This is a genomic window from Microbulbifer mixtoriginis (SeqCode), from assembly GCF_052468275.1.
Genome location: NZ_CP174341.1, coordinates 2,441,123 through 2,457,266, shown reverse-complemented (window position 1 = coordinate 2,457,266; position 16,144 = coordinate 2,441,123). Strand labels below are relative to the sequence as shown.

Sequence of the window (16,144 nt, the reverse complement as noted above, 5' to 3'; positions counted from 1 at the left end):
AGAGAATGGACCTTTACGGATACTTCCGCTCCTCCGCAAGCTACCGAGTGCGTATTGGGCTTAATTTAAAAGGCCTGAGCTATAACTATCTCCCAGTCAATCTAGTGAAAGGAGATCAACACAGCGAGCAGTATCGCCAGTTAAACCCCCAGGGGCTTCTGCCAACGCTCAATGACGGGGACATCAGCCTCACTCAATCTATGGCTATTTTGGAGTGGTTGGAAGAAACTCACCCAGAGCCAGCGCTCTTGCCCAGAGATGCCGAGGCTCGCGCCCATATTCGAGCCCTGGCACAAAGCATTGCCAGCGATATCCAACCCCTGCAAAACCTCCGCGTGCTCAAATATCTGGTTTCTGAATTCAAAGTGACTGAAGAGCAGAAAATTCAGTGGATTCAGCACTGGATTCACTTGGGATTTGCCGCCCTGGAGAAGCAGCTAGAACCCTCGCCTTTTGCCGCTGGTGACACCCCTGGGCTTTTTGAGTGCTGCTTACTGCCGCAGGTGTATAACGCCGAACGTTTTGGTATGGATATGAATCAGTACCCCAAAATACAAAAGATCACCCAGGCCTGTAACGAATTAGCGGCCTTTATTGATGCTCACCCCGAAAAACAGCCCGATAGCACTGTATAGTCTATTTAAGTAAGCCAGATCCCGGCTTATCCGGGCTCTGGCTTACATGAATATCCAGTCATAAAACTCTTAACAAAACTCAACTGTTATCCCAGCTTTTACACTTGCCCACCATAGCGTGCAGTGGTTAAGATTCTGCACATAGGCAATAAAATATAACCACCGCAGTATCTATCACTGAGATCAAAAAATGCAGCCTGAGCAAGCAACTTCTGCAAGAGAGAAGGAAGCCATCGAGCATGTAAGAAAGCTCAAAGGCTTTTACCAACACCTAATTACTTATTTGATAGTGATTGCTGGACTTTTAATAGCTAATTTAATCCTCACCCCAGAGTACCTTTGGTCTCTCTGGGCAGCCCTTGGTTGGGGCATCGGAATCGCCTCCCACGCTGTGCGAACTTTTAAACCTTTTACATTGTTTGGGCCTGAGTGGGAGAAAAAGCAGGTAGAGAAAAGATTAAAAAAGAAGCCTTAAGTCAAGACACAGCCTTACCGCTTCAAGCCTGGTTACGCTCTCCTCCGTGTACACCTTTATAAAAGATCTACAAACCATTTTAATCAGTGCAGGCGTTCTTTATTTATTAACGCCTCGAGAGAGCAGGCTTGCTAAATTTAACCCACTAGTCGCTGAAAAATCCAAACGCACAGTCTGTGCTCTAGAATAATGTTTTTAAATAAAAATCGAAAAGCATGGTCAATGCCGTGAAAATATAACAACTTATTAGATGTCATATCATTTTCACATACCCATACTAATATTGCCGCCCTATCAATTGGGGCAGCCTTATAATAACAGTCGAAATGGATATCCTTATGCCAAATAAAGTCAGTTTTTCATTTTTATTTTCCCTACTCCTCTTTTTTTGTGCAAACCCACAAGCAAGCATCGCTTCTACACCAAAATTAATAGCGGAGCCCCCTCAAGATGATCACCGTATCGACCAACTCTACTACCTCCAGCCTCACAACAGTTATGAACGCCTTGCAACTGAAGAATCTCTCACGGATTGGCTGGATAAGGGCTTCCGCTCGTTGGAACTGGATGTTGTTGACCATGGTCCCTGGCAGGGTAGTAATCATGGGCCCTATGTAGCCCACGGCCAGAGTGATATCGGCAATCATATGTGTCGTAGTAATGGTGACAATGATCGACTGGTTCATTGCCTTGACGACATCAAGGCATGGCTTGACAACAACGAACTCAATGCACCGCTAATGCTTTATATTGATATGAAGCCAGACAGTAATTGGTTCGCTGCCTGGTATGCCGATGAGATATATGTGTTGGATCAATATATCAAGCAACACTTAGGCGATTTGCAATTCAGCTACCAGGACTTACTAGCACATCTACAGGCAAGCTCCCCCTCCTCCGACTATCGAAACACCCTAAAGAATATAGGTTGGCCTACTTTGGGCGAGCTGCAATCGCAGAATAAGAAAGTCCTGGTCATGTTTACCGGTGGCCAGAGTGGCAACGTCAATAATCGTATGGAATCGGCACTGGATAACTACCCATTACATGCCTTCCTCTGCCCTGATGTAGATACTGCCGATCCTGAAGAGTTTTCTGGCAATGTCGACTCCATGGATTCCAGCAGCTCCCAGAAGATATTTTGCGGTAATGTAAAAGCCGGTGATCACTACCAAATAACAGCCAATGAAGCGGCCAACAGTAAACAATTGATGCATTTATGGAGCAGCTCTGGCGACTTCAGCAATACAGATTTTGGCTATTCCTATATCGCTGTTGCACACGGCGCTAGCGCTATTGGCATGGACCCAAATACCGTCAATGACACGCCCAGCTATACCGGCCAAGCTATTCCCTTTGTCGGTGTGCGAAAAAGCCTACCTGGTTATTTTCGTATCCAGTCCATTCAAAACCCAAATCTCTGTATGAATGTTTCTCAAGGCTATGGCAATGGCTCCAACCTGACTTTGGCCAACTGCAACTCGAGCAACGAACAGCAGTTTGTCTACTCCGCAGAGGGACAGTTAAGACCGAAAGGCAACAATAAATACTGTGTCGACTACAACTCAGGCTCTGCAGACAATGGTGATAAAATGCACCTGTGGGATTGCGATGGTGGCAATTCAGAAAAATGGCAGGTACAGGAAAGCGGTATTATTCAAAATCGCGACAAAGATTGGCAATACTGTATTGATACACCAGGGGTAAGTGCCGACAATGGAGAACAACTTCAAATTTATAGGTGCAACAGTAGTGACTCTGGTCAGAAATTTTCCCTGAATGCTGTGAATGAATGGAAACAAACAAGCTTTTAAATATTACTTTTTATTCGGGCTCTCAGGAGTCAAGTATAAAGAAGAGTATTGTTGCAATTAGTAAAGGCGTCGGTCTTAAGATTGATCAAAGATCGACAGCCTTACCGTATAAATGTCTGTTAACCCGGGTATGCAGAAATCTCTTAACATACCGAATTAAATCAGTAGTTAGTTCAGTTCGCCAGCTTCACACTACCTCCAGTCACCGAAGGTGCCATCACCTGCAGCTATCCAGCTTTCTTCGGTAAAGATAAGCTCCGAAATACCCTTTATGAAAATAGAGAAGTGGAAGCCTTACCTTCCATACCAATACAAGATGTAGTCGGCATTCAAGTTTGGAAATTAAGAAATTCATAAGTTCAGACTAGCTGTCCTCGTATAGGAATTCTTACTCAAGTAAGCCCTCCTATATGAAGGGCTCGTTTAGTTTGAGTGCAAAAATCCAACCCAGAGAGAGATTCTTCATAATCAATTAAGGCACCCCACCACATCAAGTTGAGGTGCCCATTTCGTATTGCTTAATGAATGATCAAGTTATGTACAGTAAACATCTCCCATATGTCAAGATTCTTGCGATTTGCATTTGCACCACCGTTTTCTTCAGCAACAATATAGTTACCATGTCGGACATTGAACAAGGAGATCCGATCACCATCCTCCAAACAGCCTGTTCTGTCCGTATGATTAATTAATTTAAATGTTTCCCAGCTATATCTGGCAGAAACGGCTACATCAAGTGCTCCCCATTCTTGGGCACCATAATAATAACCATCGGTGGTTTGCAGCCACACATCGTCACCGTCGATAAAGCAGCCCTGCTGGTTGCTATTACCGCTGAGAATAATAGTCTCATGGCTTCCGATTGTTGAAGCATTGGCATTGACTGTTTGCCCACTACCACCATTATTAGTTGCGGTCAAATATTTACCATGGTGGCCCCTTAAAGCAATTTTCATTGATTTAACCGCGGGTTTACCAATAGCTATATAACCCACTACGGCTTTCAGATTTTCTCCTTTTTCTTTGTGGGCCTCTTGCACCATTAAACTAATGTCAAAAGAACCTGTTTGTTTATCCTTGATACGAGTACCAATTGTTTCATTCATATTCTTGCCTTGCACTTGGCTCACTAGGAGGTAATCCTGTAAATCAATACCTACGGTTTGAAACTCAGGGGTACCAGTTAGATTATCTTCCAGCAATACAGCATTCACATGAATTTCAGCGCCATTAGCTGTTGTATAAGTGCCCGCTTCCATCACCACATAATGCAGAGTTTCAGGCAAGTGAACACCATCATTCCATGAAAATTCTGCTACCCGAACCTCAAAACTATTGGAGGTTATATTGCGAATTTCAGTCGTAATAGGGTCGGGACCGGCGATACCAATGACAGAAGTGAATACCACAGGGTTGGTATAGCTAAAATCCAGCTGAACTGTGGTCCACTCGTGGTCTACGGCATAGACTTTATCCGCTTCCCCTCCAACAAAACGTCGATTCTGAAAATGCACCACATCGATTTGCTCACCGCCGTGGTCAGTTTCAGTATCCAAAGATTGCTCCTCCACATTCAGCAGAAAGCACTCGCCGTTAGCGTCTTCCGATATTCGTGAAATAATTGGATCAGAACCATGGTAGCTCACATTTTGATGTAGAAGAATATCATTGGAGCTTTCACAGTTACCTTGGCCTGTAGGAGTCAAATTACTAGTTACATCATTTACCTGGTAACCGCGCACAGATGCCGTTTCTATGGTAGATGAGCTATTGGCACCCGCCAGATTCCACATTTCCTGATCGGTTAAATCATCGACATTGGCTTCCCAGCTGTAACCCAGTGTTTTTCCGTCTACCTCAAGAGTAGTTTCCCATACATGTCGCTTTTCTGCCCAACTCCAACGCCACTTGCTCTGGATCTTGGCTTGTGAAACTGTGAATATAAAATTACTAAAATCTCCATGAGTCTGAGTATTACCAACAACTGTTGCCCAAACCTGCTCATCGTCATTGCAGCTGTAAATCTGTATAGTTTTTCCGTGATCTATAAAGGTTTTTGTATCCTGGCAATGACGATAGACAGCTACGTAACCTTCCCCTTCTCTTGCAAATAACCAGTTATTGAAGCTGGATGTTTCATCAAACTTATCAGCTGGCCAAGTTAAATTAACTGATTCCGTAACAAAGTCATCAATCGGTAGAAAATCCGTGGCGTTACCTACGCCCTCCATAAAGCGCAACTCCATAGCCGGCTTGTACAATACCAGAGCCACATTCTTGTTTTGCTTAATATAGGGCAAGTTCGTATTCATCATATTCTGGCCACCAGCTTTCCAACCACCATTTCCCGCTCCTGAACGCGTGGTAACCTGAAGCGTGCCGGTTGTGGCAACCCAAGGCTGTTGTTGCCAACCGGCATTGCCCGCATGGTAATCTTGGTAAGAGCTCAACTGCACTACACCATGGCGATAGAGATCCAAGATTTTTTCTGAAATTACAGAACTGGTAGTAAAAGGCGCACTAGTCTCCGTAAGCAGGACTCCAGACATATCAACCAAATCGTCTGCTAGATTAGATTCCACGATAATATCTTCAAAGAAGAAATTTAATCCGGCAACAGGCGTCAGGTAGTATTCCAACATTTCATCAGCCAGTTCAGGATGAGCATAGGCACCAGCAGATTGGGAAAAAATAATCTTATCTTGCAAATCTAGACCTGCCCATACCGAATCCACCTCAGTGATGGGGTGGCCTGAGTAATAGCTGATATTGACCTCGCCATTTAGTTTTTCCAGACGATTATAAGCAACACTGCTAGCATCAAGGCTAGTCATGGCAAATATATCTATATGGTTACCAGCGGTAAATGCCTGTGGACCTATGCCGGTGACTATAGCCATATACTCTGAGAAGCTATTTTTCATAGTGTTTACTCCTTCATAACTTCCCGCATAGCTCCTTGAATCTGTCGCCGTTGCAGCGCCAAGATTATTTGTCACCATAGCTATATCATTGAGAAATATTAATGCGACCTCCCCGGCTAGCTCCTTAATCTCCTGATCCTTGGCATAGTCGTAAAGATTTAATAGCGCGGATATCGAAAATCCACTATAGGTATTTGAAGTAGACTCATAAACACCATAACGTTTTTTAACTTCTAAATAACGTATAAGGCGCTCTTTGATTTTCTGTGGCCCGCCCCCAATATTCCATCCCTCCATTTCCCATAACAACCAGCTAGTGGAAAGCCACATAAGCACATGATTTTCAGAGGTATACACACGTACTCGCTCGGTGTCTTCGTCCTGCCAATAAGGGAGCTTATTAATTTCATTTAGAATCAAGTCATCGTACTCATCACTCTCCGCCAACACACGAATATATAGAATCAACTGCATGTCTGGATTTTTATAAGCATGCTTACCCGGAGTGAAAAGTTCTGTTAATCGCTGAGCCAATGCTGCCCTATCCAAGGGCAAACCGAGATAAGCCCTGAGAACCATGTGGTCATTATTTGGCTCCTCTCTCGCTGAATCGAAAACTCGCTCTATATAGGCCGCCTGGCTCTCACGGAAGGCTGCTAGATAGGCTGGGTATGATCCAGTATCGTAGTCTGCTAAAGTCCACGGCTGTGCGTCATCTTCAGAGTTTCGGGGCCCCGTGCTAAACCAATCAGATATATCGACATCAAGACCAAAATAGTTTAGTGCGGTAACTGAGTTATCAGCTACCCCAAAGAAAAAATCAAGTGACCCCTCAACTGAATTTGTCAGGCCATCATATAGCCATTCACCAGTGTCTACTAAGAATCCTACAGAGGCAGTTGCGGCATCTTCTACTGTAGTGACTACATCTTCGATAGTTTCTTCAGCACTCTCTTCAACTTTATCCCAGGTTTCAGCAATCCAGCTTGTGAAATTATCCCATATGCCTGCATGAGCGTATGTAGGCATGATTAAGCTAAATAGGAGCATGATATACAGGCCGGCTCTCTTAAAATTCATAACTAAATCCAAAATTTAATTTTTTTGATAAAAGGATATGCCGAGCAAGATCTCCCACCCTTAACACAAAATTAAAATAATCAATGGCAATGTAAATTATCAATAAAGCAATACATTCCCCAACAAATAAACTCTAAACTCAGATGCAAAGGATATAAAAACTAAAGAGACCCTAAATGGCGCAAAAATGATATTAATTTAATACGATCAGCTCAAACCTCACAAACAAAACAGAGAATAAATAATTTCATCCTACCGCTAAAAATAATATTGGTACAAAAGCAACAACATACATAAAAATATAACGGATTTAATCTTTTAAAGTGAGAAACTGGTAATAGATTATTGTTTCCAATTTCACAACAACGTGTTTCTAATTAATGAACAATATATCAACCTATCAGTAATTCATCTACAGACTTGGGCCATTAAATAGAATGGCGCTTATTTAAATCGGCATTAGAAGTATTGTAGGCAAAGAAGGCCCGCACATAATTCCGCAATATCTTTACGAGTCGTAAAGGCTGCAAATGAAAGTTACAGGAATGGTCACAGCCCTTTACAAGATCTGCAAAACAATAGCTGTGGACTTTATAATTCGAACTGCAGGGATAACAAAGTGACTCACTTACTAGGTTTAAAATTTAAGCTTCAATAAAATAACCGAAAGAAATCACTTCTTAGTAACCCGGCAACTTTGAGGCTTTGTAGCTTTTTATAATACTTAAATGGATGATAATGATACGAAAAATTATCTACTTCCGAACAGAAAGAAAATACCAAGCTGCCGTAAATTAATTTCAGGAAATTCCGGCCGGGATGAACTCTCTCTAAAGAAATAATTTTTCCTTGAAATCAGGCAGGCTTGTATGTGACAGACTTATCCCAGAGGACAGGTCTTGAAGGCTACAGTTATTAGGTCTTGCTAAGCAATGTCCACTCACAAGAGTTGCGCTTAACATCTGTAACCTTCAAGTTAAGAAATTACTCAGAAACGTTTTAAAGGAGATCACTCCACTTTAGGTACATCGTGATTCCTCCTATGCTAATGAACTGCGCTTACTGGCTAAGCTACTGCCTTTTTTGCAACTTATAAATAAATTTATCCGCTAGAGAATAAACCGAGGACGGATTCGCTCCAGTGACCAGCTCTCTGTCTTCGATTACTTGTGACATTGAGGGTACACGAAAATTACTTACTTTAAGGCCAGCCTCTCTTACTTTTTCTGCAACGTAATACTCTAGGCGACTGCCTTTTAAATAAAGAAAGTTCTCAAGAATTAACTCTTCAGACTTGTTACCCAGTGTAATGTTGTATCCTTTGTAAATGAAGTTATTTTTTTGTTCTTCACTTAAGGGGATAAATGGATCATAGATACCTTCCATTGCTGTCAACAACACTATCGGAGCATGGCAAATTATAGCAGTCGGCTTTTGGGTTTCATGGAAATATGTTAAGATACTACCCAGCTCCTCACTAAACAGAAGATCTGTTTTGGCGCATGACCTCCCGGGATATAGATTCCATCATATTTTTCTAAAGATTTTGATTGTGTCAATGACTCCAGCGAGAGCAAAGGTTTTTCAGTAAGTTGCTGCTGCTCCATTATGTATTCAACATCATCTAGAAAAGCAGATACTTCGTCATTTGCGTAACGATTAGCAAACTTGAGCCTACCGAAATATTTCATTGCTGTAGCGATATCTTTTAAGCGCTCCTCCTCGGCTTTTATCTTAGGGTTTAAAGCATACTGAGGCCAATTTGATACCACTGATGCTTTATAAAAATACATTTGCAAGCCAAAACCATCAATTACAGGAGTTTTCCCTTTTGGTGTGGCAATATCAAATTCATATCCATTGGCTTCCAGCTGCCTCAAGGTTTCTGATAGCTCACTCACAAAATACCCAGATTCGACTACACCACCATTTCTTAGGGTCAAATGGTCAGCTGCTGAAACGACAACAAGCACTTTTCCATTGCTAGCATAGGCATTTGAACTTAAAAGAACAGCCACGAAGATATATAATATTTTTTTCAAAATAAAATCCAACTATTTATTATTGAGGTTAGAAAACCTATTTATTTTAGGTTGCGCCCCACAAAAGCGCATTGCACCTATCTAGAATAGGCTATTGGCAGTTAGGAAATCCATACCAGGTACTATATTAGCGTGCAAATTTACTAGGGGCAGCCTGTTTGATTATGCTTTATTAGCAGCAGTGTCGATAATGGCTTTTTCGATGGACATATCCGTATTTCCCTTCCATTAACTCATTACTCGTATTTAAAATCTGCTTATAAAGCACCTAATTATTACTTATCGTAACATCAAGGAAGGCGGGTTCTTGGCTTTTTCTACCAGAATGATCCACCGCAATGACTTTATAGCGGTAGTTTTTCCCCAACTCTAAATCTGAATCTGAATCTTTGTATGAAGGTTCTCGTGTTTTTAAAAGCAAGTCGTCATCACGTGATAACTCGTAATGGAGCACACCACCATTTTCAATAGTGTGATTCCAGGAGAGAAACACTTGCATTCCATCTATCCTATATTTAAAGCCACTAACCTTAGCGGGTGGAGGATGATCCCCATACTTGCAAGGTACAATATCTCTGCCTAAGCCATCAGTACACTGATCAATATTTTTGTCGGTTTTACCTGATGCATTCCAATTTTTTGCTATTCCGCCAGTGCACATATTGTCGGCACAAAAGGGCATATCATAATTGAGGCAAGTTCTGCAGTTTTCATACCCAAAATTATCTACAAAAGGCAACACAGACTTATCGACTGCGGGGAAATAATTACAGACTGTGACATGCGCGCCATCGTTATATGCAGGATCATCAACACCATTGATACTGTCACACTCAGCAACCGCACATCCAACATAACGAGTTTCCCCATAGCAGACTTGAGCCCAGTGCCCACAGGTGTCATCGTGACATTGTCCATCCTCCCAATTATATGCGTAACTTTCATCATACCAAGCCTGAACCGCACCAGCCCATTGCTCGGCACCATATTGAGATGCTGGAGGATTGGTAAAATGAATAGCTACATTTTCACCAATTTCAACGTAACCCTCGGGCAACACAAAAGATACTTCACTTTTTACTTTATCAAAAGAATCTCTAATACCTGCAGAGTCGCCTAGATGTCCATAGAAGCAGGCCGATGCCCGCTCCTTCGCCATCTTAGCCAAGGCATCATCCCAAAAAAGAGTTTGCATATTTCCGGCAGTTTTAGGCCCTTCTCCTTCTCCAGATTGACCACTGGCACACCGCTGACGAAAATGATTATGCCTATCGAGCATTGCCCGTTTTTGATCCAGTGAAAGCTCAAAAGAGCCAGACCCATTGGGATCTTTAGTTACTATAGAAAATGTAACAGATTGTTGAGCACCATCTGTTAACTGGAAATTAATAGTATCTTTTACTGAGTCACCACTTTTTATACTATCCGCCTTATCATTAAGGATATATTCCCAATCACCACTACTGGCAATGTTAAAATTACCATAAGTGCTTTCTATATTTTTCTCTGAAAAGCTCGGCGTATTACCATCCACATCATGCAGCGACAAAATGCCATTAGCACTTTCCCTGCTCCCTACAATTAATGTCGCCAGGGGCGAGTCTGGTTCGAAAGTATAGGCATCATCAGCACCTGTTACTTCGATAACAATCACTGTAAAGTTATCTCCAGCTCCCACAGCAATTGAAAACTCATCTGTAGCAAGCTCATTAGCACCTAGTGGATCGGAAAGATTACTATCCAAAGTATATGTCCAGGTGCCATCTGAGAGAACTTGCAGGCGACCGTATTTCCCCCACTCATTAACTTCCTCAAAAATTCTATTTGGGTTTGTACTATCAATCAGTATGCCAGTAGCAGACTTTACATTATCTTCACTAACGTAACCTTCCCCACCACTAATGACCCCATGATTTGGGTCTGGATCTGAGCCTGGACCTGGGTTGGGCCCAGCATTACCACCATTGTTAATTACCTCTGGATTATTGTTTTGGCTGTCACTAGAACCACCACCGCTACAGGCAACTATGAAAACGGACAAAACAGTAACCATAAGAAGCTTAGAGAGCTTGTTCATATTGTTCTCTACAGATTCAATCACACTTATTTTGGAACAAAATTATAAGAACATTCTTTTTCTATTTTGTGAACTAGGTTAAACATTATTGTTTCTATATTGATTACCTGGAGTTTCCAAATTGCGAACAATTGACTTTTTCCTTTTTTAGGCATCATTTATCAACTATTGGGAGCCAAGTAAGGATTTCTTAGTTTTGACTCATTACAAGTAGCCCTACAGTAAGTAGTCCTCGCAACACATATCTTTGCGGGCCGATCAGACTCACTAAAAAACTTAAGTAATTTATCGAGCTTAAACCGGCTTCATTTTTAACATTAAAAATCTATTAGCATTGAATTAAGAGCCTCTAGCAATAGATAAGGACCCGAGCCAGGTTAAGGTAATTATCGAGTAAAGTGGGGATGAGAATTTTTCAAGTACTAATACACAAAATACATAGGATCTCGGCACTGTTTAATTAGGAGGCAGTAAACTAATACCATCTGATCCAGTGTATCCTCTTGATTTATATCAATCACCATCTCATATTAATTGAAAAAATCTCACAAGTGACACGTCAACAATATTCAGCTTACCAACCAAAGAAATTAGTGGGCACTAATTGCATTAATAGATATAGTGCTTAAAAGGACCAAAAAAGGGATAAAGATGTACGAGGTAGTACTTTTTTTGCATTTGCTAGGTGCAACTATTTGGACTGGGGGGCATCTGGTGCTGGCATGTACAATCCTCCCTTCCGCCCTAAGAAGTCAGGATATTGAATTTATCTCAAGGTTCGAAAGCAGCTATGAAAAAATTGGCATCCCTGCCCTTCTTGTACAGATTATTTCTGGCATCTATCTAGCTTTCAATCTCTTGCCCGATATATCCCAGTGGTTTAACTTCTCGAGTCCGGTTTCGAGACTTATTTCATATAAGCTAATCATATTGGGCTGTACATTCCTTCTTGCTATTGACGCAAGACTCAGGATTATTCCGCATCTTTCAACCAGAAACCTAAAAGCTCTCGCTTATCATATAATTCCAGTAACACTTCTCTCCGTTCTATTCGTATACGTAGGAATTTCCTTCAGAACAGGCTGGCTATATTAAACTATCATTTATTGGCTCAGCAACTGACCAACTACCCGGCGTTAGTACAGTTAATCACTTACTTATTGGAACTCCACAGAATAAAAGCTTAACTAGTTAATGAGGGCTGCTTAACAGCAGCCCTCACACTCAATCAATTAGACATGCAAATATTGAATTTTAGATTAATTAAAATCAAGGTAACGAATTAAAAAACTTCTTCCAAATGCCTTAAAAAGGGTACCACGGTTTGATCTCTCACAGCTGGGTACATATCTCGATCAATAGTAATATGATCCAAATTGACCCAACTTTGAGCATACCAACCTAGATTGATATCTTCTGCTGCATAGACAAAAGAGTGCACCCCTGTAAATTCGATAACTTCGTCACCGCCTGCCAGTTGACGGATGTATAAATTGTCTTTATATGGGAACTGAGCATTGAGATCAGTATAGTAGCTCAAATAAGTTGAGTTTTCGGGGTTACGGAAAAAAGAAGAAGTTACTCCCATTTCATTCTGATCCCATTTACAGACTCCATCAAAACTATGAACAATAGTTCGAATGCTACGAAAGTCCGGATCATTACGCAGAGCCTTTGCCAAGCGCATTGCTAAACAACCACCTCTGGATGATCCCGCCAAGTAGATGGTTTCTAGATTTGACACATAAGCTTTTGACTTTAACCAATTAAGGTAGGCACTTTCTATACGAGATTTCTCAACACTATTCACCATATAGTTAAATTGTGCATCAAAAGCTACGGCAAAGAAGGTGTCATCTGCTGGAAAATACTCTGAATCCAAAACCTGCCGGGCAAGAGAGCGGCCATCTATGCTTCTGGAACAGGATTTTTCTGAGATACCACAGTTTCTTTTAAAGTTATCCTCTTGGCCTGTTACCGCACTTTCAGAACCGTATCCCGGAGGCTGTTGTCCAGCTGCAATAAATACCAAATTTCGCACATCTTCTCTTTCTGGCTGCCGTACTCTTGCAATCTGAGTGTATAATTGATATGCATTACTGACACCTTCTTGCTCCCAAGCTAGATACTCAGATTGAGTAGCTTGCTGGGTACACCAAAAGTTTTGACAGTAGCGGACACGCTCCAAGCTCACCGATAAATCTGATTTAGGCTCAAATGCCTTAGCCTGAATAGAGCCCCAAAGGAACACCCAGCAAGCTAAAAGCCTTATTATTTGATTATTCATTTTTCACCATTTTCAATATGATCATTCTTATATTTAGAAGGTAAAACCCTCCATCCAATCAAATAAACCAACCCCTTATCTGACCGCAGATGATTTTAACAGACGAAATGCCACCAAATAGAGAAACCAATAAAAAAACAAATCCAAGACAAAAAATACAACAACAGGAAAGACCTAAACAAAAAATTGATAAGCAGTCAACAGTAACTTCCAACACTTAAAGCGCCCTTAAATCAGCCAAGACAACTAAAAAATCATCGACTTATTTAAGAAAACATGATCGCCGACCAACCCTTCAGAACACCTGAACATCTTAATTGATAGCAAGGTAGTGTAATGGGCGTTAACTCGTACATCATTACTGAAAACTGAATCTAGTTGCACTATGCCCAAGTAACCCCAGCTGGCAACTCATAGCAACTATATTCCAAGTGTATCACTCTGCGACGCCTAGGAATAAAGCTCTATCTGAAGCATGAAGAATATGAGGATACATAATTAGTGCAGAACCGGATTTTGCCTCACAGGCAACTGGATTATGCTCTTTAACATATTGATATATTTCATCTTTCTTTAAAATTCCATGTTGATGGCTGCCAGGAATAAGCTTTAAGCAGCCGTTATTAGCGTCAGTATCATCCAGATGAATACGGATCGTAATCATTTGCTTAAGAACATGTAGTGGAGGCTGCACATGGTGAACGCCATCCTTAACACTCCAGGGGCCCCATCCAGACTTAGTAAATTTTGAAGAGACCGCTACAGTCTTATCCTGATGCCAAGTAACAAGCCAGTTACATTCTTTGTTTTTATCAAATAGGATACTCCTTACCAATCGAGGGCGCTGAATTAAGTACTTCTGCGCTAAATTTACAATCAGGTCCGATGTAGCCAAGGCCGCTATAGAGCTATACTTTTTCTCTAAATTGCGTATGCCTCCCGTCCCTCTAGCGAGCTTTAAATCTGCAAACTCATTTTTAAGAACCTCAAGCAGGCCTTCCGGAAAGATATCATTAATTAAGGAGTAACCTTTTTCCAAATCGATCATTATTTAATAACCACAAAAAAGAGTCCGGATTTTGTGTACAGCGCACCCAACGAGCGAAATATTACCGACCAGAAAGTGTTTTCTAGCTGGAATTTTTATTTCCGGAAACTTTCGTTTAGGCTTTCCCCATTTACGTATAGACACTATCCGTATTTTGTGGTTTAGATTCTTAAGATCATCTTTGTCAGCTCATAATACATGAGGAATTGTTCCACGCTTCATATTACCTACCCAGTAACACACTCCTTAATAGCATATGGCACGGACACTGCTGCACCTAGAACACCAAAGCAACTGCAAGCCAGGTCAGGGCTGGGGAAAAGTGCTCTATGTCACACTTTTAACGTGGAATCCGTGCTAAATTCAGCCCATTCAAGTCGAGGTCAGCTTGATTGATTGCCGAGCCGTTTTACGGTGGCTTTCGCGCTGTAAGGTAGTAACAACTCAATCTATATTGATGTATGCCCAGTAGAACTCAATACCCATCAGCAGATAATAAGCAGTATGCCCTCCACAACAAAAAGTAAATATTTACTTACAAATTACACCTTAATGTAAAAGTAAGAATGTGACGTTATGTCGAGCAATCCCAGCAATTCATCGTCACTAGAATTAGGTAGTAGGACTATTTTTGTACAGTTAAAGGTTGCGGGTTCAGTTTTGTAAATTGCTTGGTGTGCTCACTGTTGTCATGCTCCCATACTGGACTAAATTAATTTTCTAGCCTGGCACAAACCGCCTGTGAAAAAGTTGAAGCTACTAAGAGACGGTATGAAAAATCTACCAGAGATTTATGTACAGGTGAAACCATAAGTACGTAAATTTTCTTGCTGAATGAATTTTTATTCAGCCAAATTCTCCAATGCCAAGAGCATGGATAATAGATAAAGATGGTTTAATAGTAGAAAATATTTGCGTAATGATATCCATGTTTCTGTGAAAAAATGAACATATATCTTTTGCCATCGAGAGATTACGGTTCCCGCATTGAGCTTTCGTAATTTTTCGACTCAATGTATTACCTGGCTTACGGATAAGACCTCAGCCGAGGGCCTGGCTACAAGAGTTTTAACGCTGACTTTTTCCATAACGAAGAGATTTATTTAGATGAGCACTGACAAAAGTAATGACTCCACACCTTTTCTAGCAGGCATGAGCGCTGGTGAACAGCAATCATCTCTCTCGAATTCAGGCGCCAAATCAGTGCTTGGTGAGGGTATCAATTTTCGCGGTGAGTTGATTGGCACCGAAGATCTTCATGTAGAAGGCACCGTAGACGGTACAGTAATTATGGTTGGTCACAACCTTTCTGTTGGTACCGGCGGCGCAGTAACTGCAAACATCCATGCAAAAAATATTGTTGTTGAAGGCACATTGGACGGCGACGCACTTGCCGATGAGTTAATTGAGATCAGAAATACTGCCCAGGTAAACGGCAACCTGATTGCCCCTCGAATCAAACTCGACGACGGTGGTAAGTTCCGTGGCTCTATGGATATGGTAGATACCGACTCCGAAATGAAAGAACGCCACAAGGAATTCTCAGACCGATTGGTGCACCCAGATCTGCCGGCAACGGAAGACAAGCCAGCAAACCGCTCCCAGAACAACGCCTCCTACACTTCTAGCAGCTCAACTGCGAGTGATTCATCCCGTCTATCCGATACCAGCGACTATCTGTTCGGTACCAAGGAGACTGAAGAGGAAACAGTGGAGAGCTGAGTTAACTTCCTCAGTTAATCCTCCATACGAGCCCCGGCTA

General features: G+C 41.6%; 10 protein-coding genes. 4 read left to right on the top strand and 6 right to left on the bottom strand.

Annotated elements, in window-relative coordinates; genetic code table 11:
* Positions 1–5 precede the first annotated feature (5 nt).
* The 3 genes from maiA to ACJJIC_RS10870 all read left to right on the top strand — a co-directional run bounded on the left by maiA (position 6) and on the right by ACJJIC_RS10870 (position 2,924).
* The gene (maiA, locus tag ACJJIC_RS10880; protein ID WP_445356893.1) at positions 6–635 is read left to right on the top strand and encodes a maleylacetoacetate isomerase; all 630 of its coding nucleotides are present in this window, start codon (positions 6–8) and stop codon (positions 633–635) included.
* Between the two features lie 190 nt (positions 636–825).
* A complete protein-coding gene (locus tag ACJJIC_RS10875) occupies positions 826–1,110 on the top strand; it encodes a 2TM domain-containing protein (RefSeq protein WP_252085435.1) in 285 nt (94 codons plus the stop codon).
* A gap of 338 nt (positions 1,111–1,448) precedes the next feature.
* Positions 1,449–2,924 (top strand): ricin-type beta-trefoil lectin domain protein, encoded by a 1,476-nt coding sequence (locus ACJJIC_RS10870; RefSeq protein ID WP_445356892.1) that lies wholly within the window; start codon positions 1,449–1,451, stop codon positions 2,922–2,924.
* 518 nt (positions 2,925–3,442) lie between these two features.
* Here the strand turns inward: ACJJIC_RS10870 and ACJJIC_RS10865 are convergent.
* The 6 genes from ACJJIC_RS10865 to ACJJIC_RS10840 all read right to left on the bottom strand — a co-directional run bounded on the left by ACJJIC_RS10865 (position 3,443) and on the right by ACJJIC_RS10840 (position 14,382).
* Positions 3,443–6,940, bottom strand: a complete 3,498-nt coding sequence (locus tag ACJJIC_RS10865) for a fascin domain-containing protein (RefSeq protein WP_445356891.1) — start codon at positions 6,938–6,940, stop codon at positions 3,443–3,445.
* Positions 6,941–7,999: 1,059 nt separating this feature from the next.
* Complete coding sequence (locus tag ACJJIC_RS10860) at positions 8,000–8,314, bottom strand: type 1 glutamine amidotransferase family protein (protein ID WP_445356890.1); 315 nt, start codon at positions 8,312–8,314, stop codon at positions 8,000–8,002.
* Positions 8,315–8,382: 68 nt separating this feature from the next.
* Positions 8,383–8,970: a type 1 glutamine amidotransferase family protein gene (locus ACJJIC_RS10855; RefSeq protein ID WP_445356889.1), complete on the bottom strand. Its 588-nt coding sequence runs from the start codon at positions 8,968–8,970 to the stop codon at positions 8,383–8,385.
* Between the two features lie 268 nt (positions 8,971–9,238).
* Positions 9,239–11,047 carry a VCBS domain-containing protein gene (locus tag ACJJIC_RS10850; RefSeq protein ID WP_445356888.1) on the bottom strand — a complete coding sequence of 603 codons (1,809 nt, stop codon included), beginning with the start codon at positions 11,045–11,047 and terminating at the stop codon, positions 9,239–9,241.
* Positions 11,048–12,329: 1,282 nt separating this feature from the next.
* Positions 12,330–13,334 (bottom strand): hypothetical protein, encoded by a 1,005-nt coding sequence (locus ACJJIC_RS10845; protein WP_445356887.1) that lies wholly within the window; start codon positions 13,332–13,334, stop codon positions 12,330–12,332.
* A gap of 436 nt (positions 13,335–13,770) precedes the next feature.
* The gene (locus ACJJIC_RS10840) at positions 13,771–14,382 is read right to left on the bottom strand and encodes a phytanoyl-CoA dioxygenase family protein (RefSeq protein WP_445356886.1); all 612 of its coding nucleotides are present in this window, start codon (positions 14,380–14,382) and stop codon (positions 13,771–13,773) included.
* Between the two features lie 1,107 nt (positions 14,383–15,489).
* On the opposite strand from ACJJIC_RS10840, the gene ACJJIC_RS10835 reads away from it, so the two are divergent.
* Entirely contained in the window at positions 15,490–16,104 is a 615-nt protein-coding gene (locus ACJJIC_RS10835; protein ID WP_444885381.1) for a bactofilin family protein, read from the top strand.
* Positions 16,105–16,144 lie beyond the last annotated feature (40 nt).